Source organism: Xanthomonas sp. LMG 8993, from assembly GCF_009835065.2.
In the GTDB taxonomy this organism is placed as follows: Bacteria; Pseudomonadota; Gammaproteobacteria; order Xanthomonadales; family Xanthomonadaceae; genus Xanthomonas; species Xanthomonas arboricola.
Window position 1 is genome coordinate 1 of the sequence record NZ_QVIF02000015.1, and the last position, 21,074, is coordinate 21,074.

18 protein-coding genes and 1 tRNA gene are annotated in these 21,074 nt (G+C 66.1%); 1 reads left to right on the top strand and 18 read right to left on the bottom strand.

The window, feature by feature from the left end:
- Nucleotides 1-435: 435 nt before the first annotated feature.
- From DYQ94_RS20095 to prpB, 8 genes are all read right to left on the bottom strand, one after another.
- On the bottom strand, nucleotides 436-1,413 hold the full coding sequence (locus DYQ94_RS20095) for a nucleoside hydrolase (protein ID WP_160954700.1): 978 nt from the start codon (nucleotides 1,411-1,413) through the stop codon (nucleotides 436-438).
- A gap of 106 nt (nucleotides 1,414-1,519) precedes the next feature.
- Nucleotides 1,520-3,736: a TonB-dependent receptor gene (locus DYQ94_RS20100; protein ID WP_126965161.1), complete on the bottom strand. Its 2,217-nt coding sequence runs from the start codon at nucleotides 3,734-3,736 to the stop codon at nucleotides 1,520-1,522.
- Nucleotides 3,737-3,924: 188 nt separating this feature from the next.
- Nucleotides 3,925-5,124 carry a 2-methylaconitate cis-trans isomerase PrpF gene (prpF, locus tag DYQ94_RS20105; protein ID WP_102256898.1) on the bottom strand — a complete coding sequence of 400 codons (1,200 nt, stop codon included), beginning with the start codon at nucleotides 5,122-5,124 and terminating at the stop codon, nucleotides 3,925-3,927.
- Nucleotides 5,125-5,217: 93 nt separating this feature from the next.
- The gene (locus tag DYQ94_RS20110) at nucleotides 5,218-5,535 is read right to left on the bottom strand and encodes a type II toxin-antitoxin system RelE/ParE family toxin (RefSeq protein ID WP_016903136.1); all 318 of its coding nucleotides are present in this window, start codon (nucleotides 5,533-5,535) and stop codon (nucleotides 5,218-5,220) included.
- The gene (locus tag DYQ94_RS20115; RefSeq protein WP_029220676.1) at nucleotides 5,532-5,774 is read right to left on the bottom strand and encodes a type II toxin-antitoxin system ParD family antitoxin; all 243 of its coding nucleotides are present in this window, start codon (nucleotides 5,772-5,774) and stop codon (nucleotides 5,532-5,534) included. The genes DYQ94_RS20110 and DYQ94_RS20115 overlap by 4 nt, the downstream gene beginning before the upstream one ends.
- A gap of 91 nt (nucleotides 5,775-5,865) precedes the next feature.
- Nucleotides 5,866-8,457: a Fe/S-dependent 2-methylisocitrate dehydratase AcnD gene (gene acnD, locus DYQ94_RS20120; RefSeq protein ID WP_126965162.1), complete on the bottom strand. Its 2,592-nt coding sequence runs from the start codon at nucleotides 8,455-8,457 to the stop codon at nucleotides 5,866-5,868.
- A gap of 222 nt (nucleotides 8,458-8,679) precedes the next feature.
- The gene (gene prpC, locus DYQ94_RS20125) at nucleotides 8,680-9,834 is read right to left on the bottom strand and encodes a bifunctional 2-methylcitrate synthase/citrate synthase (protein ID WP_102256895.1); all 1,155 of its coding nucleotides are present in this window, start codon (nucleotides 9,832-9,834) and stop codon (nucleotides 8,680-8,682) included.
- A gap of 75 nt (nucleotides 9,835-9,909) precedes the next feature.
- Nucleotides 9,910-10,806 (bottom strand): methylisocitrate lyase, encoded by an 897-nt coding sequence (gene prpB, locus DYQ94_RS20130; RefSeq protein ID WP_126965164.1) that lies wholly within the window; start codon nucleotides 10,804-10,806, stop codon nucleotides 9,910-9,912.
- Nucleotides 10,807-10,952: 146 nt separating this feature from the next.
- On the opposite strand from prpB, the gene prpR reads away from it, so the two are divergent.
- Entirely contained in the window at nucleotides 10,953-12,554 is a 1,602-nt protein-coding gene (prpR, locus tag DYQ94_RS20135; RefSeq protein WP_126965165.1) for a propionate catabolism operon regulatory protein PrpR, read from the top strand.
- 28 nt (nucleotides 12,555-12,582) lie between these two features.
- On the opposite strand, the gene DYQ94_RS20140 is transcribed toward prpR, so the two are convergent.
- The 10 genes from DYQ94_RS20140 to fabD form a co-directional block, all read right to left on the bottom strand.
- Complete coding sequence (locus tag DYQ94_RS20140) at nucleotides 12,583-12,909, bottom strand: hypothetical protein (protein WP_054590844.1); 327 nt, start codon at nucleotides 12,907-12,909, stop codon at nucleotides 12,583-12,585.
- A gap of 306 nt (nucleotides 12,910-13,215) precedes the next feature.
- Nucleotides 13,216-13,290: transfer RNA gene (locus tag DYQ94_RS20145), tRNA-Val, on the bottom strand.
- Nucleotides 13,291-13,522: 232 nt separating this feature from the next.
- The gene (locus tag DYQ94_RS20150; RefSeq protein WP_024938459.1) at nucleotides 13,523-13,876 is read right to left on the bottom strand and encodes a PilZ domain-containing protein; all 354 of its coding nucleotides are present in this window, start codon (nucleotides 13,874-13,876) and stop codon (nucleotides 13,523-13,525) included.
- Nucleotides 13,873-14,832, bottom strand: a complete 960-nt coding sequence (locus tag DYQ94_RS20155; RefSeq protein WP_039523908.1) for a DNA polymerase III subunit delta' — start codon at nucleotides 14,830-14,832, stop codon at nucleotides 13,873-13,875. Before DYQ94_RS20155 ends, DYQ94_RS20150 begins: the two co-directional genes overlap by 4 nt.
- Nucleotides 14,829-15,893 (bottom strand): endolytic transglycosylase MltG, encoded by a 1,065-nt coding sequence (mltG, locus tag DYQ94_RS20160; protein ID WP_039530796.1) that lies wholly within the window; start codon nucleotides 15,891-15,893, stop codon nucleotides 14,829-14,831. Before mltG ends, DYQ94_RS20155 begins: the two co-directional genes overlap by 4 nt.
- Before the next feature lie 60 nt (nucleotides 15,894-15,953).
- The gene (locus DYQ94_RS20165) at nucleotides 15,954-17,309 is read right to left on the bottom strand and encodes an aminodeoxychorismate synthase component I (RefSeq protein WP_126965166.1); all 1,356 of its coding nucleotides are present in this window, start codon (nucleotides 17,307-17,309) and stop codon (nucleotides 15,954-15,956) included.
- A 181-nt stretch (nucleotides 17,310-17,490) separates the two neighbouring features.
- Nucleotides 17,491-18,726, bottom strand: coding sequence for a beta-ketoacyl-ACP synthase II (fabF, locus tag DYQ94_RS20170; RefSeq protein ID WP_024938455.1), 1,236 nt, complete (start codon nucleotides 18,724-18,726; stop codon nucleotides 17,491-17,493).
- 141 nt (nucleotides 18,727-18,867) lie between these two features.
- Nucleotides 18,868-19,107 carry an acyl carrier protein gene (gene acpP, locus DYQ94_RS20175; RefSeq protein ID WP_002814322.1) on the bottom strand — a complete coding sequence of 80 codons (240 nt, stop codon included), beginning with the start codon at nucleotides 19,105-19,107 and terminating at the stop codon, nucleotides 18,868-18,870.
- Between the two features lie 155 nt (nucleotides 19,108-19,262).
- Nucleotides 19,263-20,006: a 3-oxoacyl-ACP reductase FabG gene (fabG, locus tag DYQ94_RS20180; RefSeq protein ID WP_016902515.1), complete on the bottom strand. Its 744-nt coding sequence runs from the start codon at nucleotides 20,004-20,006 to the stop codon at nucleotides 19,263-19,265.
- A gap of 82 nt (nucleotides 20,007-20,088) precedes the next feature.
- On the bottom strand, nucleotides 20,089-21,033 hold the full coding sequence (gene fabD / locus DYQ94_RS20185; protein WP_126965167.1) for an ACP S-malonyltransferase: 945 nt from the start codon (nucleotides 21,031-21,033) through the stop codon (nucleotides 20,089-20,091).
- Nucleotides 21,034-21,074 lie beyond the last annotated feature (41 nt).

Here is a 21,074-nt window from a genome sequence, read left to right on the forward strand (position 1 = left end):
CACCATCGCAGGACACGCCGCAAGTACGTCCATGTAGGCTCTTACGCGGCATCCATGCCGCGTAAGAGCCCGCGACGGTGGGCGGGCAAGGACCAGTCGAGATGGTCGGTGTGCAGGGGCGCGCACAGGGCATGGCGTGCATTGTTCGGAGGATGGTGCGTCGAACAAACGTTCCATCACAAGCAGAGCAACAAGCAGGCGTTCAACCAAGCAACCGACGCATTTTCTGGTGCGGTGTCCTCGCCGATTGCGGGACCGTGTGGCGGCATGGATGCCGCCACCAAGCCTACAAGGACGTACTTGCGGCGTGTCCCGCGAGCGGTGAGGGCACCGCGCACACGACCAACCAGGCTTTTGACTGCATCCCAAAGTACGGCCAATAAAACCACTGCGCTCGCCACCAAGCCGGCGCTCACCACATCTTGATAGCCACTCCTAGCGCAACTGCAGCACCGTACGCATGTACAGGTCGATCAACGCCGGCTTGTCCGCACGCAGGCAGGCCTGCACGTTCGGCGTGCCTGCGCCTTCGCGGGTGTAGCCCTGCGCATCGACGTCCAGATGCAGCGGCGTGGTCGGGCACAGATCGGGGCGCAGCAGCCAGGCCACCGGCACTGCGTCGAACAAGGTCGGCGTGGCGCTGGCCCAGGGCTGGTCGGTATTGCGCCACTGGTAATACAGCTGGGTGAGCGCATCGGTGAGCCCATCGCCATGTGCAAACAAGGCGATGCGCTCGGGTTCTTCCAGCGTGATCTGGGTGGCGTCCAAGGGCAGCAACACGATCGGCACGCCGGCCGCGAACACCCGCTGCGCCGCCGGCACATCGGCCAGGATGTTGTACTCCGGCGCCGGCGCGCTGGCCGGACGATAGGCCGACTTGCCGTAGCCGACGCGTACCGACCCGCCCATCGCCACGATACGCTTGAGCTTGGCAAAGCCGGCCGGGTCGCGCTGCTGCGCCGCTGCGGCGTCGGTCATCGGCCCCAATACCAGCAAGGTCACCTTGCCAGGGTGCAGGCGCGCCTGCTGCAGGATCATCGCCGCCGCATCCGGCAGCTTGCCGGGCAACTGTCCCCTGGCGGCCCAGCGCGCCTGGCTGAAGGGGATCGCGCTGGTGGTGCGTGCGCCCACCGCCAACGGAATCTCGCTGCGCCCGGCCTGCTGCAACAGGCGCTGCAGCAACTGCGCACGCATGCTGGTGTCGCCCCAGGCCGATGCGATGCCCAGCACATGCAGCTGCGGGCTACGCAGCAACAGCCCGAGCGCAAACGCATCGTCGATGTCGTCGCCGATATCGGTGGAGACCACCAGCAACTCGGGGGACGCCGACCTGGGCGTTGGCGCCGGCTGCGCCGCGGTGGCGGCAGGCGTCTGCGCCCATGCCACTGCCGACGCACACCATAGCCCCAGCATCCACCACATGTTTCGCCATCTCCGCTGCATGCATCCACTCCTGCGACCATAAAAAAACCGCCGGCATGTTGGCCGGCGGTTCGATAGTGCTACACCACGACGCCGATCAGAAGTTGGCGCGGAACTGCGCACCGACGATGCGCGGGTCGTTGATGAAGCCGGTGAGGTTGTTGAAGTCGATCGCACCGGTCACGCGGATCTGGTTGGTGCAGTTGCGGCAGAACACCGACAACTCGTACGCGCCCGCGCCCCAGTTGTAGCCGATCTTGGCGCCGCCCTCGACCAGCGGCTGGCCGGTGAACTCCTTGGAGTCGTACAGGAAGAAATTCACTTCGCTGCGGTAGGACCAGTCGGTGTAGAAGAACAGCTCGCCGTCGTTGCCCATCGGGATGCCGTAACGCAGGGTGGCGTTGGCCATCCACTTGGCAGCCTGCGGCAGGTCGTTGCCGTCGATGATGGCATTGCCGGCCGCATTGAGCGGGTCGGTCACGGTGCAGGTGCGGCACACGCCCACCGACAGGGTCGGGTCGTCGATGCGGGTCCAGTTGTAGGCGCCGCCGGCGGTGACGCGCAGGTTCTGGGTGAGCAGCGCTTCGAAGTCGAACTCGGCGCCGCGCGCCTTGGTCTTGTCGGCGTTGAGCAGGCGCACGTCGTTGGAGACGCCGCCCACTGCGGTGAGCTGCTGGTTCTTGACGCGGAAATCGTAGATGTCAAAGCTCAGACGCGCGCGGTTGTCGAACAGGTCGGACTTGACGCCGATCTCGAACGAATCCACCGTCTCCGGCTCGGCCACGGTCAGCGGCGCGGTGCCCGAAGGCACGCCGAAGCTGGCGCCGCGGAAACCGCGTGCGGCACGGGCGTACACGTTGACGTCGTCGTTGATGGCGAAGGTGGCCGCCAGATCGCCGGTGACCTTGGAGTTGTCGGTCTCGCCGCTGGACGGCTCGACCAGCGTGACGCGGTCCAGCGCCAGCACGTCGAAGGTCTTCTTGTCGTAGGTATAGCGGATGCCGGCGCGCAGGTTCAGGCGATCGGTGGCCGCATAGTTCAACGAGCCGAACGCCGCCCACGAGGTGTTACGCTGGCGGGTCAGCTGGTAGCTGGCCAGATCGCCGCCGCTGAAGGTGTTGTAGGTGTAGTTTTCGCCTTCCACATCGTCGTGGAAGTAGTACAGGCCGGCCTGCCAGTTGAGCGGGCCTTCGTATTGCGATTCGGCACGCAGTTCCTGGCTGTACTGGTCCAGGCTCTTGATGCCGCCGGCGGTTTCCACCGGGAACGGAATCACGCCCGGGCCGGACGGCGGTGCGAACACCGCGCCGAAGCCGCCGTCGATATCGCCGCGGCTGTAGTACTTGCCGATGCCTTCGTAGGCGGTGATCGAGTGCAGCGCGATGTCGCCCAGGTCCCAGGTCAGATTGGCGCTGCCGCCGTAGGTCTGCAGTTCCTGGTTGTTGGCGCCGTCGATGAAGGACTTCTCTTCGTCGAAGCCGTCCACCAGCTGGTTGGTGCCGGGCTGGATGATGTTGGCGCGGAACAGCCGCGCGGTGCCGTCCAGGTGACGCGCATGCGCGTTGAACAAGGCGCTGAAATCGTCGCTGGCCTGGTACAGCAGCTGCAGGCGCACGGCCGAGTCGGTATAGCCTTCCAGATCGCGGCCATCGCGGTTTTCCACCCAGTCGTCGCGGCGCTGGCCCAGCGTGGACAGACGCGCCGCCCAATGGTCGCCCATGGCGATGCTCAGGCCGCTTTCCAGGGTCATGGTGCCGTAGGTGCCGTAGGACAGGCTGGCGTAGCCGTCATTGGCGCCGATGGCCGGCTTGACCGAGTTGAACTTGACCACGCCGGCCGGCGTGTTGCGGCCGAACAGCGTGCCCTGCGGGCCGCGCAGCACTTCCAGGCCTTCCAGATCGAAGATCGGGAAGCCCTTCAGGAATGCGTTTTCCTGCACCACGTCGTCATAGATCAGCGACACCGGCTGCGAGGCATAGGTGTTGAAGTCGGTGTTGCCGTAGCCGCGGATGTACACGCGCGGGAATACACGGCCGTTGGACGACTCGATGTTGAGGCTGGGCGCCTTGCCCGCGAGCACGCGGATATCCGAGCCGCTGGTGGAGATGGCATCCAGGAATTCCGGACGCAGCACCGATGCCGAGACCGGTACGTCCTTGGAATCTTCCGAGCGGCGCTCGACCGTGACCTTGACCGCGTCCAGGCGCACGACACCGTCGTCGCCGGGCGCCTGCTGGGCAGCGGCATGAAGCGGGAGAAGGGAAGCAACGGCAACGGCGAGCGCGCTGATCTTGAGCGACCGGCTGGCGGACATGGGAAGACTCCGAATTCGGTTGGCGGAGCGGCCTGATCTGCATGCCGCGTTGCAACAGAATTAACACGATTTACACAAATTTGGCAGAGCGCGTGCGAAAAAGTTTTCCGAATTCGAAAAGGCGTTCGAATTAATGCAACACGCGCATGCAATTTGTGCGTTGGGGCCTGCCCGGTCTCAGCGGGCGATCAGCCGACCCCGGCGGCGTCGACCGGCACCCGCACCCAGCCTTCCATCAGCACCCGCGCACTGCGGCTCATCAGCGCCTTGGTCACCTGCCACTGGCCGTCCACCAGTTGCGCCTCGGCGCCGACGCGCAAGGTTCCGGAGGGATGTCCGAAGCGCACCGCAGAACGCGCCGCGCCGCCCGCTGCCAGATTGACCAGGGTGCCGGGCACGGCGGCCGCGGTGCCGATCGCCACCGCGGCGGTGCCCATCATGGCGTGATGCAACTTGCCCATCGACATCGCGCGCACCAGCAGATCGAGCTCGGCAGCGTGCACCGGTTTGCCGCTGGAGGCGGTGTAATCGGCCGGCGGCGCCACGAACGCCACCTTCGGCGTGTGCTGCCGCGTCGCTGCGTCTTCCACCTTCGCAATCAAGCCCATCCGCACCGCGCCGTGCGCACGCAGGGTCTCGAACATCGTCAATGCACGCGGGTCGCCATTGATCGCTTCCTGCAGCTCCGTACCGGTATAGCCCAGGTCGCGCGCGTTGACGAAGATGGTCGGGATGCCGGCATTGATCAGCGTTGCGGCGATCGTGCCCAGGCCGGGAATCTCCAGCTGATCGATCAGCTGGCCGGTGGGGAACATCGCCCCGCCCTCGCCTTCGGCATCGTCGGCCGGGTCGAGAAATTCCAGCTGCACTTCGGCGGCAGGAAAGGTCACCCCATCCAGTTCGAAGTCGCCGGTTTCCTGCACCTGGCCATCGGTCATCGGTACATGCGCCACGATGGTCTTGCCGATATTGGCCTGCCAGATCCGCACCGTCGCCACGCCATCGCGCGGCACCCGCGCGGCATCGACCAGGCCATTGGCGATCGCAAACGGCCCCACCGCCGCCGACAGGTTGCCGCAGTTGCCGCTCCAGTCCACGAACGCGCTGTCGATGGACACCTGCCCGAACAGGTAGTCCACATCGTGCCCGGCACGCGTGCTGGCCGACACGATCACGCTCTTGCTGGTGCTGGAGGTCGCCCCACCCATGCCATCGATCTGCTTGCCATACGGATCGGGGCTGCCGACCACCCGCAGCAACAACGCATCGCGCGCAGGCCCGGGCTGCTGCGCGGCAGCGGGTAGATCCTGCAGGCGAAAGAACACGCCCTTGCTGGTGCCGCCACGCATGTAGGTGGCCGGGATGCGGAGTTGGGGGAGCGGGGTCATGGGCTTGGTCTATCTCGGTTAATCGTGATCACAGCGAAGACGCACTGACTGCGGCGCTGCCGGAGAGTTGAGGCAAAACTCGCGTCGAACCGCTCAGGCGTCGCCGCTCATCCACGCAGGAATGTCGCGCTGCATCTGCAGCACACGCCAGATGACGATGTCCGTGTCGCGTTCGATGTAGAAAATCAAATAGGGAAATCCCTTGAGTGGCCACACCCGCAGGTCCTGCAGCTTCAACAGCACCGCATGTCGGCTGGAACCGACACCCGGGTGCTGCATCAGCATCTTGACCGCCGACTCCAGCGCGTCGGCAAACGCCAGTTCCAGCGCGAGCCCGGCTTGTTCGCCATACCACGCAGCGGCTTCGTCGACGTCACGCAGCGCCAATGGGCGCCAGCGCGCCGGCTTCACTTGCTGGCAGCGCGTGCCTGCGCGCGCTCACGCATCTTGTCGAAGAAATCAGGCTCCGTTGCCACGGCCGGCCCGGAGTTGGCCCCATCTAGCAGCAACCCACGCAGCTGTTCCACATCACGTTGCTTGCGGATCAGTTCGCGCAGGTACTCGCTGCTGGAACCGTAGGCGTGCTCCTGAACTTGCTGATCGACGAACTGCTTGAGCTCGTCGGGCAAAGAGATATTCATCGTGGCCATGCGACCTCCTGATGGCAAAGATTGCCAAAGTGTGCGCGCCTGCACGGGTGGGTGCAAGCGGACGACCTGGCGTCCTCGGGCGTCGACGCCATCAGGCTGCCGAGGCCTCAAGAAAATCCTGCGCAAACCGTTGCAGCACGCCGCCCGCCTCGTAGATGGACACTTCCTCGGCGGTATCCAGGCGGCAGATGACCGGCACCTGCACCTGCTCGCCGTTGCGCCGATGGATCGACAGCGTCAGCGTGGCGCCCGGCGTGCGCTCGCCGACCACGTCGAAGGTTTCGCTGCCATCGATGCCCAGCGTCTTGCGGTCGGTGCCCGGCTTGAACTCCAGCGGCAACACGCCCATGCCGATCAGGTTGGTGCGGTGGATCCGCTCGAAGCCTTCGGCCACGATCACCTCCACCCCAGCCAGACGCACGCCCTTGGCGGCCCAGTCGCGTGAGGAGCCCTGACCGTAATCGGCACCGGCAATGATGATCAGCGGCTGCTTGCGCATCATGTAGGTTTCGATCGCCTCCCACATGCGCAGTACCTGCCCTTCCGGTTCCAGCCGCGCCAGCGAACCGGCGGTGACCTGTCCATCGATCACCGCCATTTCGTTGACCAGCTTGGGGTTGGCGAAGGTGGCGCGCTGCGCGGTGAGGTGATCGCCGCGATGGGTGGCGTAGGAATTGAAGTCTTCCTCCGGCACGCCCATCTGCGCCAGGTATTCGCCTGCCGCGCTGCCGGCCAGGATCGCATTCGACGGCGACAGATGGTCGGTGGTGATGTTGTCGCCCAGCACCGCCAACGGGCGCAGGCCCTGCAAACTGCGTGCACCGGCGAGCGCGCCTTCCCAGTACGGCGGGCGCCGGATGTAGGTGCTGGCCGGTCGCCAGTCGTACAACGGACTGACGCGGATGCCCTGCCCCGCGCTGCGCTTGAACATCGGGTCGTAGACGCTGCGGAAGTGCTCCGGCTTGACGCTGCGCGCCACCACCGCATCGATCTCCGTATCGCTCGGCCATAGGTCCTTGAGCGTCACCGCCACGCCATCGGCATCGATGCCCAGCACATCCTTTTCGATATCGAAGCGCACCGTGCCGGCGATGGCATAGGCGATCACCAACGGCGGCGATGCCAGAAACGCCTGCTTCGCATACGGATGGATGCGCCCGTCGAAATTGCGGTTACCCGACAACACCGCGGTGGCATACAGATCGCGGTCGATGATCTCCTGCTGGATCGCAGGGTCCAGCGCACCGCTCATGCCATTACAGGTGGTGCAGGCAAACGCGACGATGCCGAAACCCAGTTGTTCCAGTTCGCCCAGCAACCCGGCCTCTTCCAGGTACAACTGCACCGCCTTGGAACCCGGCGCCAGCGAACTTTTCACCCAGGGTTTGCGCGTCAATCCGCGTGCATTCGCATTGCGCGCCAGCAAGCCCGCGGCAATGACATTGCGTGGGTTGGAGGTATTGGTGCAGGAGGTGATTGCCGCGATGATCACCGCGCCATCGGGCATCTGGCCCGGCACGGCATCCCAGACGCCGGCAATGCCGCGCTCGGCCAGCTCGCTGGTGGCCACGCGTTTGTGCGGATTGGATGGCCCGGCCATGTTGCGCACCACGCTCGACAGGTCGAACTGCAGCACACGCTCGTACTGCGCTGTGACCAGGTCATCCGCCCACAGGCCGGTGTGGCGTGCGTAGGTCTCCACCAAGGCGATCTGTGCGTCCTCGCGCCCGGTCAGGCGCAGGTAATCCAACGTCTGCTGGTCGATATAGAACATCGCCGCAGTGGCACCGAACTCCGGCGTCATGTTGGAGATGGTCGCGCGATCGCCGATGGTCAGCGCGCTGGCGCCGGCCCCGTAGAACTCCAGATAGGCACCGACCACACGTTGCTGCCGCAGGAACTCGGTCAGGGCCAGCACGATGTCGGTGGCGGTAATGCCGGGCGCCGGCCGGCCCAGCAGTTCCACACCGATGATGTCGGGCAGCCGCATCCACGAGGCGCGCCCCAGCATCACGTTTTCCGCTTCCAGCCCGCCCACGCCCACCGCGATCACACCCAGCGCATCCACATGCGGGGTGTGGCTGTCGGTGCCTACGCAGGTATCGGGGAACGCCACGCCATCGAGCGTATAGATCACTGGCGACATCTTCTCCAGATTGATCTGATGCATGATCCCGTTGCCCGGCGGAATCACTTCCATGTTTTCGAATGCGCGCTTGGTCCACTCGATGAAGTGGAAGCGGTCGGCGTTGCGCCGATCTTCCACGCTGCGATTCTTGGCGAAGGCCTGCTTGTCGAAACCGGCGTATTCCACCGCCAGCGAGTGATCGACGATCAACTGCACCGGCACCACCGGGTTGACCTGCGCCGGGTCGCCACCCTGCTCGGCGATCGCATCGCGCAGCCCGGCCAGGTCGACCAGCGCGGTCTGGCCCAGGATGTCGTGACAGACCACCCGCGCCGGAAACCATGGAAAATCCAGGTCGCGCCTGCGCTCGATCAGCTGGCGCAGGTACGCCTCCAGCATCTGCGGTTCGGCGCGCCGCACCAGATTCTCCGCATGCACACGTGCGGTGTACGGCAGCGTTGCATAGGCGCCGGGTTGCAGCGCATCCACGGCGGCGCGTGCATCGAAGTAGTCCAACGAGGTGCCCGGCAAGGGCTTGCGGTACTGGCTATTCATGGCTGGCGATATCGAAGCGGGCGGGGGGTATTTCGGGATTCGGGATTCGGGATTCGGGATTCGGGATTCGGGATTCGGGATTCGGGATTCGGGAATCGGGAATCGGATTCAGGATTTCAGGCGTGCGGGGGGACTGCCATCTCTCGTTGCGGCTGCCATCGTCTGATCGCCTTCGTTGGATGAAGGCGATCGTGGCGGATCAAGCCAACCGCTGGCGCGTCCTCAGGAGCGTTGATCCAGCGGTACGAAGACCTGATCTTCCGGGCCGGTGTAATTGGCCGAGGGACGAATGATCTTGCCGTCCATGCGCTGCTCGATGATGTGCGCGCTCCACCCAGCGGTACGCGCCAGCACGAACAGCGGCGTAAACATCGCCGTCGGCACGCCCATCATGTGGTAGCTGACCGCACTGAACCAATCCAGGTTGGGGAACATCTTCTTGATGTCCCACATCACCGTCTCCAGGCGCTCGGCGATGTCGTACATCTTGCGGCTGCCCTGCTCGTCGGAGAGTTCGCGCGCCACGTCCTTGATCACCTTGTTGCGCGGATCGGACACGGTGTAGACCGGGTGCCCGAAGCCGATCACCACTTCCTTGCGTTCAACACGCGCCTTGATGTCGGCCTCGGCCTCGTCCGGGGTGTCGTAGCGCTTCTGCACCTCGAAGGCCACTTCGTTGGCGCCGCCGTGCTTGGGCCCGCGCAACGCGCCGATGCCGCCGGCGATGGCGCTGTACATGTCGCTGCCGGTGCCGGCGATCACCCGGCTTGCAAACGTGGACGCATTGAACTCGTGTTCGGCGTACAGGATCAGGCTGGTATGCATCGCACGCACCCATGAGTCCTTCGGCGCGAACCCGTGCAGCAGATGCAGGAAGTGCCCGCCGATCGAGTCGTCGTCGGTTTCCACCTCGATGCGCTTGCCGTTGTGACTGTAGTGGTACCAGTACAGCAGCATCGAGCCCAGCGAGGCCATCAGCTTGTCGGCGATATCGCGCGCGCCGGGATGATTGTGATCGTCTTTTTCCGGCTGCAGGCAGCCCAGCACCGACACCCCGGTGCGCATCACATCCATCGGATGCGCCGACGGCGGCAGTTGCTCCAGTGCGGTTTTCACTGCCGCCGGCACGCCGCGCAGCGAGCGCAGCTTGGCCTTGTAACCGCGCAGTTCGCCGTCGTTGGGCAGCTTGCCGTGCACCAGCAGATAGGCAATTTCCTCGAACTCGCTGGTGGTGGCCAGATCCAGGATGTCGTAGCCACGGTAATGCAGATCGTTGCCGCTGCGGCCCACCGTGCACAGCGCGGTGTTGCCTGCAGCAGTGCCGGACAGTGCGACGGATTTCTTCGGCTTAAAGCCGGGATTGACGGTGTCGTTCATGCGATGCGCTCCCAAACGGTGTCGTGTTGCGGTGTCACGGATGAAGTTGCGGAACCTGCACGCAGCAAGGCACGATCATGCGCCTTTGCGTGCAAACAACGCGTCCAGGCGCTGCTCGTAGCCGTGGTAGCCGATGCGCTCGTACAGCTCTTCGCGCGTCTGCATGGTTTCCAGCACGGCCTGCTGATGGCCGTCGCGCCGAATCGCGGTATAGACCGCCTCGGCCGCCTTGTTGGCCGCGCGGAATGCCGACAGCGGAAACAGCTGGATCGCCACACCGGCCTGCGCAAGCTGGTCACGCGTGAACAGCGGTGTCTTGCCAAATTCGGTGATGTTGGCCAGCACCGGCACGCCCACTGCATCGACAAAACGCTTGTAGGTGTCCAGGTCGTACGCGGCTTCGGCAAAGATGCCGTCGGCACCGGCTTCCACGCAGGCGATCGCGCGCTCGATCGCCGCATCCACGCCTTCCATCTGGATCGCATCGGTGCGCGCAATCAGGAAGAACGCCGCATCGGTCTTGGCATCGGCTGCCGCCTTGACCCGGTCGACCATCTCGGCCTGGCTGACGATCTCCTTGCCCGGACGATGCCCGCAACGCTTGGCGCCGACCTGGTCCTCGATATGGCAGCCGGCTGCGCCCGCCTTGATCAGCGACTTGATGGTGCGCTCGATGTTGAACGCGCTCGGCCCGAAGCCGGTGTCCACGTCCACCAGCAGCGGCAGCTCGCAGACATCGGTGATGCGGCGCACGTCGATCAGCACGTCTTCCAGCGTATTGATGCCCAGGTCCGGCAGCCCCAGCGAACCGGCCGCCACACCACCGCCAGACAGGTAGATGGCCTGGTAGCCGGCACGCTGCGCCAGCAGCGCATGGTTGGCATTGATCGCGCCGATCACCTGCAGCGGCGATTCGGCAGCCAGCGCAGCGCGGAAGCGCGTGCCGGCGGAAGCGGTGGGTGAGGACGTCATGGCGATTCCAGGGTTGGGATACGGGATTAGGCGCAAATGGCATGCCAACGCCAAGTCATTGATTCGATTTGGCCAGAACGACATACATGTTGCAAACCTGCAACGCAACGAGCAGCATGCAACATCCTTGCAACGTGGCACCAACGATGCGCAGCCCCAGGTTTACCGAGCCGATGGAGCCCTCTCCACCGGTCATCTGGACCGTCAGCGTCTCTCGCCTGACCGGCCTGCTGGCCGACGTCATCCCCGAGTTCGACCAGCGCGCGCGCATCGAGCAGGTCAACCTCGGTTTTGCCGAGGCGGTGGAGGTCATCGGCCAGCGCCTGCGCCGCGAGCGCTGCGACATACTGGTCGCCGGCGGCTCCAATGCCGCCTATCTGCGTAGCCGGCTCGCACTGCCACTGGCGCCGATCCAGGCCACCGGGTTCGATCTGATGGAAGCGCTGGCGCGCGCACGCCGCATCGCACCGCGCATCGGCGTGGTCACCCATGCCACCGACGTGCCCTCGTTCCGCGCCTTCCAGGACAGCTTTGACCTCGACATCGAGCACCGCCGCTTCGTCACCGCCGAAGACGCGCGCGACTGCATTGCCGACCTGCGCGCCAGCGGCATCCAGGTCATCGTCGGCACCGGCATGGCGATCGATTTCGCCGAGCAGGCTGGCCTGCCCGGCGTGCTGCTGTATTCGGCAGATTCGGTCCGCCTGGCGCTCGAGCACGCCATCGCGCTGGGTACCGCACCCGGCAACGAGCGCGGCGGCAGCCGCACCGGCACGCGCCGGGTGCGGCGCACCGACGCATTGCTTGGCGAAGACGCCGCAATCGCGCAGGTGCGCGAGCTGGTGCAGCTGTACGCCCCGCATCCGGGCACCATATTGATCAGCGGCGAGACCGGCACCGGCAAGGAACTGGTCGCGCGCCAGTTGCATGCCGGCAGCCGACGACGCGGCCGTTTCGTCGCCGTCAACTGCGGCGCCATCAGCGAATCGCTGCTGGAAGCGGAATTGTTCGGCTACAGCGACGGCGCCTTTACCGGCGCACGCCGCGGCGGCCATGTCGGCCTGATCGAAGCCGCGCAGGACGGCACGCTGTTTCTCGACGAGATCGGCGAACTGCCGATGCCGCTGCAGACACGCCTGTTGCGCGTGCTGGAAGAGCGCGAAGTGCTGCGTGTCGGCGCCACACTGCCGGTTTCCGTCGACGTACGCGTCATCGCCGCCAGCCTGCAGCCATTGCAGGCCCTGGTCGAACAGGGGCGCTTCCGCCGCGACCTTTTTTATCGCCTGGCGGCGTTACGCATCGCCCTGCCGCCGCTGCGTCATCGCCCCCACGAGATCGCCTTGTTGCTGGCACATTACTTCCAGCAACTCGGCGCGCTGCCGTCGCCATTGTCTCCAGCAGCGCTGCAGCGGCTGCAACAGCACACCTGGCCGGGCAACGTGCGCGAACTACGCAACCTGGTCGAACGCCTGTGCATCCACTGGAAGGCCCAACCGCACGACAGCCTGGGCCTGGATCAATTGCGAAGCTGGGCACCCGAGCTGTTCGACATGCGCATTGGCGACAGCGTGGCGGCCCCCGAACACAGCGATCTTGCAACCTCGCGCATGCAACTCACTGCCGCAGCGGTCCGCGCCGCGCTCGATCGCGCAAACGGCAATCGCGCCCTCGCCGCCCAGGCGCTCGGCGTCTCGCGCACGACGTTGTGGCGCTGGATGCAGGCGCACGCGTCGGCATCGCCTGCTTGAGATGCACCTGCGGGCGAGCGCGCAGCGATCACTTGACCCGCGTGTATTCGGTATCGCCCGTGCTCAGGTGCCCGGTCGCCTGGTCGATCGCGTAGTTGACCGTGCCATCGGCGTTGGATACCTGCAGCACGCCCTTGTTCAAGATCGCCGGATGATTCCTGGTCTTGACGCCACCGCCCAGCAGCTCCGGCGTGGTGTCGCGAATGATGAAGCTCTCGCCGTTGTGCTCGATGCTGAGCACGTTCTTCTCCGACCTCATGTTGACCCACTTGCCCACGTACTGCTCGCCCACGTCACGGGCGCAGCCCGCCAGCAGCATCATTGCAACCAGAGCACTTCCAAGCAGCGCCTTCATCGCCACTCCTTCTTCAACGCGGGGGATTGCAGGATGGCGATTCGTTCCCGAGCCTGCAACAAGCAGGCACAACCGGATGAACACGGCTGTCAGCGACTTGAACAAATCACTGAATCAACAGGCCATTCACTCGACTCGCACGGATGTCGGCGACAACGACGATTCGACGGCATCGGCCACGTCCATACCAGCACTTCAACCGAGCCAGATGCCCAGGCTTTGCAGGACACTGCAGGACAACAAAAAAGCCGGCCCATGGCCGGCTCTTCTTCTCGCGCTGAAACCCTTGCTGCTGTTGGGTTTCGATGGTGGGCGGTACAAGGTTCGAACTTGTGACCCTTGCCGTGTGAAGGCAATGCTCTACCGCTGAGCTAACCGCCCGATGACGCGAGCCGCACATTATAGGGCAGCTGCGGCGATCGTCAACAGGTTCATCCACTGCGATGATGATGCGGTCGAAAACGCCGCGTTCCGGTGACCGGGCGCGGCATTCGCGCTAGCTGGCAGCGATGACGCGGCGTTCGATTCGGCGCCGTTCAAACGCCCGATACGCAGCTTCGATGGCCCGCGTCCAACACGACTGCGATCACGCGCACACGCACACGCACCCGCCTCACATCGTATGCGTCGGCTTGTCCGATGTGGTCAGGCCCGCCAGCAACATCTCGATCTTGTTGCGCACGCCTTCGCCTTCCGGGCCGTCCGGGAACTGCACGCCGATGCCGGCGGCGCGGTTGCCCTGCGCGCCGGCCGGAGTGGTCCAGACCACCTTGCCGGCCACCGGCAGGCGCTCGCTGGAGTCAGGCAGGGTCAGCAGCAGGAAGACTTCGTCGCCGAGCATGTAGCGCTTGGGCGTGGGCACGAAGATGCCGCCGCCTTTCACGAACGGCATGTAGGCGCTGTAGAGCGCCGGCTTGTCCTTCAACGCCAGCGACAAGATGCCCTGGCGTGCATTCATTGCACTCATCGAGTTCCCCTAGAACGTGCCGGACGCTCTCCCTCGCGCCAGGCCAGCAACAATTCCGTCACCGCCAGATCGGCGCGGACGGTGGTGCGCAGCAGGTCGCGGGTGCGATTGGCGGCGTCGAACCAGGTCGCCAGCTTGTGCAACCGGGACGGATCGGTCAAGCCGGCCGATGCCTGTGCCAGCGCAAGGTCTGCCGCGTGGCGCAGACGTTGGTCGGCCTGGCCGTCGTTGGTCCAGCGCTGCGCGATATCCACTGCGCTGGCGCGCCCGGCGGCGATCTGCTCCAGGTCCTGCGCCACCGCGCGGCGCACCGCCAGGCCATCCTCGCGCAGCCACTGCGCCGCAAGCCCCGGATGACCGCGTGCGGCATCCAGCGCTTCCTGTGCAGCCCGCTCGTCGACACCTTGCGACAGCAGCCAGGCCAGCGCCTCGTGTGCGGGCGGCAGCTTGAATTCCAGGCGCTGGCAGCGGCTGCGGATGGTCGCCGGCAGGCGCGCCGGCTGCGCGCTGATCAACCACAGGTAGCGCCCCGGCGAGGGTTCTTCCAGCGTCTTGAGCAAGGCGTTGCAGGCAGCGCGATTGATCGCATCGGCCGGGTCGACGATCACGATCTGGGCGATGCCGTACTGCGGGGTCAGCGAGAGCTTTTGCGAAATCTCGCGTACCTGCTCGATCACGATCTCGGTGCGCAGCTTGTCGCCGGTGCGGTTGGGAATGAACGAGATCAGCTGCAGGTCCGGGTGGGTTCCGGCGGCGATCAGCTGCCGGCTGCGCTGCGCCAGCGCCGGGTCCGGCGAACTGGCCAGCACATGCTCGGCCAGCGCCAGCGCCACCGCACGCTTGCCCAGACCATCCGGCCCGCAGATCAGCAGGCCGTGCCCGAGCCGGCCGGCGTCCAGTGCCGCCAGCGTCTGGTCGTAGGCGCGCTGCTGCCAGGGTGAAAACGCAGTGGTCATGGAGTGGACTCCGGTTGCGGCAGGCGACGGCGCTGCAGGTAACGCGCCACCGCGGCATTATGTTCGGCCAGGGTGGCCGAGAACGCATGCGCGCCGGTGCCATCGCCGACCGCCACGAAGTACAGGGCGTTCCCCGGCGCCGGACGCACCGCCGCCAGCAAGGCCTCACGGCCGGGCATGGCGATCGGCGTCGGGGTCAGGCCGGTACGCGTGTAGGTGTTGTACGGCGTATCGGTGGTCAGGTCGCGGCGGCGGATATTGCCGTCGTAACTGCTGCCGATGCCGTAGATCACGGTGGGGTCGGTCTGCAGCTTCATGCCCAGCTGCAGGCGGCGCAGGAACACGCCGGCAATCAACGGGCGCTCCGAGCCCAGCGCGGTTTCCTTTTCGATGATCGAGGCCAGGATCAAGGCCTGTTCCGGCGAGCCGAGCGGCAGATCCGGCGCACGCTGCTCCCAGGCCTGCGCCAGCGCCTTGTCCATGGCCAGGTGGGCACGCTTGAGCACGTCCAGATCGCTGTCGCCGCGCTGGTAGAGATAGGTTTCCGGCAGGAAGCGCCCTTCCGGGTGCTGGTTGGCGAACCCCAGCCGCGCCATCAACGCCGCATCGTCCAGCGCAGCGATGGATTGCTGCAGCGGCGTGGCGGTGGCGATCGCGGCGCGCAGCTGGCGGAAGTTCCAGCCTTCCACGATGGTGAAGCGGTACTGGATCACCCGGCCCTGGCGCATGCGTTCGAGCAGCTCGCGCGGCGACAGGGCCGGCGCCAGCGCGTATTCGCCCACCTTGAGCTTGCCGGCCGCATCGACCTGGCGCGCGAGCAACTGCCATTCCAGATCGGTGCCCTGCGCCACGCCGGCGGCGCGCAACTTGCGCAACGTGGCCTTGAGCGAATCGCCGGGCGCGATCACCACACTGGGCGCGCTCGCGCTCACCGGTGTGTCGGCAAAGTGCAGGTAATGCCGCCACGCCACCAGCCCCGCAATCGCCAGCAGCGCCACGAGCAACAGGGCCGTGCCCAGCACAGCCAGACATCCACGTTTGCCAGTCACCGCCACACGCACCTCGTCATTGCCCCAGCGCCGCGCAGGATACCGCGCGCCGGTGATGTCCCGTTGAAGCGCTCATGCCTGGTCGAAGGCGCGCAGCACGCCGCGCGCCTTGGCGCGGGTCTCGTCCAGTTCGCGCTGCGGGTCCGAATCCACCACGATCCCGGCGCCGGTGCGGAAATGCACCTGCTCCCCGGCCACCTCGGCGGTGCGGATCAGGATATTCAGATCCATGTCGCCGTCGCGATTGAGCCAGCCGAATGCGCCGGTGTAGGCGCCCCGCGCGGTGCGTTCGAGCTCGGCGATGATCTGCATGCAGCGCACCTTCGGGCAACCGGTGATGGTGCCGCCGGGAAACACCGCGGCGATCGCCTCGCCCGGAGTGACGTCGGCGCGCAGACGGCCGCGTACATTGCTGACGATGTGGTGCACGTGCGCGTAGCTTTCCACGCCCATCAGCTCGTCCACCTCCACCGTGCCGGGCGCGCAGATGCGTCCCAGGTCGTTGCGCTCCAGGTCGATCAGCATGACGTGCTCGGCGCGCTCCTTCGGATGGCCGACCAGCTCGCGGATGCGCGCGGCATCGTCGTCGCCAACAAAGCGGGCGCGCGTGCCGGCGATCGGGCGCGTCTGCACCACATCGCCCTGCACCGACACCAGCCGCTCCGGCGAGGAACTCACCACCGCGCGTCCTGCCGCGACGAACAGGCCGGCAAACGGGGCGGGATTGGCCGCGCGCAGGCGCGCATGCAACGCCGCCGGATCGACCGCCGCGGCGAACCTCGCATGCCAGGCGCGCGAGATATTGGCCTGGAACACATCGCCGGCGCGCAGATAATCGAGCACGCGCTCCACTGCAGCGGTGAAGCGCTCCGGCGCGTCCTCATCGACAGCCAGCGGCCCGACCCAGCCGGGCAATGGTGGCAATGCGGCGCAGGCGGCGATGTCCTCGACGATGCGGGTCAGCAGATCCTCGCGGCCCGGCTCGGCCAGCGCGATGCAGCGGCCTTGTACCCGGTCGCGCAGCACCGCGGCAGGCGCACGCAAGGCCAGTGCGCTCGGCAGGCCATCGCTGCGCGTGGGCAACTGCAGAATCGGTTCGACCTGCGCGGCCAGTTCGTAGTCCAGCAATACCGCCCAGCCGCCGCGAAACGGCCAGGGGCTGGTCGCATCGTGCGGCACGCGCTCGGCCTGCCAGGCCGCATCCAATGCCTGCAGAAAGCCGCCGTCCAGCACGCGTCCATCGCCGTCGCGCGTGCGCCCATCGGCATCCAGCCGCAGGCGTGCGCCGTCTGCAAGCAGCAGCACATCCCAGCGACCGTGCGCGGTGCCGGAGGCGGTGGATTCGAGCAGTGCCGGATACCGCTGCGGCGCCAGCCGATGCAGCGCCAGCAGGTCGATGTCGGCGTGCAGGGGTCTGGTGAGCGTCATCGGCCGGTTGGGCGTGGGGTGCTAAGAGGCGCCGCCCTGCGAGAGAGGCAGGGCACACATGAAGAGAAGGATCAGCTCGCGGAGCGACGTTCGGCCGCGTACACGCGCCCTGCCCGACCGCCGTAACCTGCGTGCGGCGTGTACCGCGAAGCATTGTTCGCGGTACACCAACGCCGGGACGTCAGACGCGCTTGAACACCAGCGTGCCGTTGGTGCCGCCAAAGCCGAAGCCGTTGGACATCACCGCATCCACCTGCACCTCGCGCGCCACGTTCGGCACGTAATCCAGGTCGCAGCCTTCGCTGGGCTCTTCCAGATTGATGGTCGGCGGAATGATGCCGGTATGCAGCGCCATCACCGAGAAGATCGCTTCCACGCCGCCGGCCGCGCCGAGCAGGTGGCCGGTCATCGACTTGGTCGAGCTGACCATGGTCTTGTAGGCGTGGTCGCCCAGCGCGCGCTTCATCGCCAGGGTTTCGGCCAGATCGCCCAGCGGCGTGGAGGTGCCGTGCGCGTTGAGGTAGCCGATCTGCTCGGGATTGAGCTTGGCATCGCGCATCGCCGCGGCCATGCTGCGCGCCGCACCCTCACCGTCTTCGCTGGGTGCAGTCATGTGGAAGGCGTCGGAGCTGGCGCCAAAGCCGACCAGTTCTGCATAGATGCGTGCGCCACGCGCCTTGGCGTGTTCGTACTCTTCCAGCACCAGCACGCCGGCACCGTCGCCCAGCACGAAGCCATCGCGCTGCTTGTCCCACGGACGCGAGGCGCCGGTCGGGTCGTCGTTGCGGGTGGACATGGCCTTCATCGCGCAGAAGCCGCCCACCGAACTCGGCGAGGAGCCGCGCTCGGCGCCGCCGGCCAGCATCACATCGGCGTCGCCATGCTGGATCATGCGCATCGCGGTGCCGATCGAATGGTTGGAGGTGGCGCAGGCCGATACGGCCGAGAAGGTCGGGCCTTTCAGGCCCTTGATCAGGCTGACCTGGCCCGGCAGCATGTTGATGATGGTGCTGGGCACATAGAACGGCGATATCTTTCGCGCGCCGCCCTCATGGAATTTGATGGTCTGCTCTTCGATACCGAGCAGCCCGCCGATGCCGGAGCCGAGAATGGCGCCAACGCGTTCGGCATTGCTTTCGTCGATTTCCAGGCCGGAGTCGTCCAGCGCCATGAACGAGGCACCGACACCGTAATGGATGAACGAATCCATCTTCTTGACGTCCTTGGCGGACACAAAAAGCGTGGGGTCGAAATTCTTGATCTCGCCGGCGATCTTGGTGGTGAACTGCGAGGCATCGATCTGCGTGATCGGGCCGATGCCTGAGCGCCCGTGGATGATTCCATCCCAGCTGGTGGCCAGATCATTGCCCAGCGGCGACACCATGCCCATGCCGGTAACGACAACACGACGACTCATTGCAGATCTCCTCACCACGGAACGGACGGTGCTTGCAGTTTGCGGATGACGCTTGAAAAACACAGGGCCGCATCAGCGGCCCCATGGAATGTCTGACGCAGCAGCGGCTTGACGCACGCCACCGCGGTCAGGAACAACGCATCAGCTCTTGACGTGAGCCTTGACGTAGTCGATCGCCTGCTGGACCGAGGTGATCTTCTCAGCCTCTTCGTCCGGGATCTCGCACTCGAACTCTTCTTCCAGCGCCATCACCAGCTCGACGGTGTCCAGCGAGTCGGCACCCAGGTCATCGACGAACGATGCGCTGGTGGTGACTTCCTCTTCCTTGACGCCGAGTTGTTCGACGACGATTTTCTTGACGCGTTCTTCGATGGTGCTCATTGGGGATATCGCTCCAGATGGAGTAGTGGTGGTACGAAAAAAACGCCATCGGGCTGCGATGGCCGCGTTGGATAGTGTAGTGGAAGCGACCGAGCCTTGCATTGCATCACAAGTCCCGGCCGATCAGCCACTTAGCGCCTCCCGGCGCCGCACGCTCACGGCATGTACATGCCGCCGTTGACGTGCAGGGTCTCACCGGTGATGTAACCGGCGCTCGGGCCGGCCAGGAATGCCACCGCGTTGGCGATGTCTTCCGGCGCGCCCAGATGCCCGAGCGCGATCTGCTGCAGCAGGGCGGCCTTGGCCTCCTCCGGCAGCGCCTTGGTCATGTCGGTATCGATGAAGCCGGGCGCCACCACATTCACGGTGACCCCGCGCGAGCCGATTTCCTTGGCCAGCGACTTGGAGAACGCGATGATGCCGGCCTTGGCCGCGGCGTAGTTGGTCTGGCCGGGGTTGCCGGTCACGCCCACCACCGAGGCGATGTTGACGATGCGGCCCTTGCGCGCCTTCATCATGCCGCGCATCACTGCCTTGGAGGTGCGGAACACGCTGGTCAGGTTGGTGTCGATGATCGCCTGCCAGTCGTCGTCCTTCATCCGCATCAACAGGTTGTCGCGGGTGATGCCGGCGTTGTTGACCAGGATCGAGATCGCGCCGAACTCCTTGCCGATCGCATCGATCAGGCCATCGACCGCCGCAGCGTCGGTGACGTTGAGCTCGCGGCCGTGGCCGCCCTGGGCAGCCAGGCGCGCGCCGATCGCCGCAGCGCCGGAGGCCGAGGTCGCGGTGCCGATCACGGTGGCGCCCTGGGCGGCCAGCGTATCGGCGATGGCCGCGCCGATGCCGCGACTGGCACCGGTGACGAGGGCGATCTCGCCCTGCAGAGGCTTGCTCATGAATGCTGTTCCTCGAGTGGGGAGCTCGCGACCGCAGCCGCGAACGGTGAGGGCTGCCGGCAGCGCCGGCAGGTGCGTCGAATCAGTGCGTCCACGCCTCGAGCGCGCCGGCGTAATCGGCAGGCGTGGCCAGCGGACGGGCGTCCAGGCTCTTGTCGATGCGCTTGATCAGCCCGCTCAGCACCTTGCCGGGGCCGCATTCGGCGATCCGGGTGATGCCCTGGGCGGCCAGCGCCTGCACGCAGCCGGTCCACTGCACCGGCAGGTACAGCTGCTCGGCCAGCGCCTGGCGGATCGCATCGCTGCCGGTGTGCACGCGCGCATCGACGTTCTGCACCACCGGAGTCTGCGGCGCGTGCCAGCTCAGTCCGGCCATCGCTTCGGCGAGCTGGTTGGCGGCATCGCGCATCAACGGGGTATGCGAGGGCACGCTCACCGCCAGCTTGACCGCCTTGCGCACGCCGCGCTCGGCCAGCAGGGCCAGCGCGCGATCCACCGCCGCCGCATCGCCGCCGATCACGATCTGACCGGGCGAGTTGAAATTGGCCGGCACCACCACCTGGCTGCCGGCCGCCTCGGCACAGACCTCCAGCACCAGCGCATCCTCGGCGCCCAGCACCGCCGCCATCGCACCGACACCGGCCGGCGCGGCGGCCTGCATGAACTGGCCGCGCAGCCGCACCAGGTGCGCGCCGTCGTGCAGCGACAGGGCGCCGGCCGCGACCAGCGCGGTGTATTCGCCCAGGCTGTGCCCGGCCAGGACCGCCGGGCGCTGCCCGCGCTGCGCATTCCACAGCCGCCACACCGCCACGCCGGCGGCCAGCAAGGCCGGCTGGGTGTACTCGGTGCGGTTGAGCATCTCTTCCGGGCCGCCCTGGGACAGCGCCCACAGGTCGACGCCGGCGCCTTCGGAGGCTTCGGCGAAGGTTTCGCGGATCTGCGGATGCAGCTCGGACAGTTCGGCCAGCATGCCCAGGGACTGCGAGCCCTGGCCGGGGAACACGAAGGCGAGAGTGGATTCGGTCACGCGTTGCTGCCTACAAAAATCGAGCCGGGATGATACGTGCG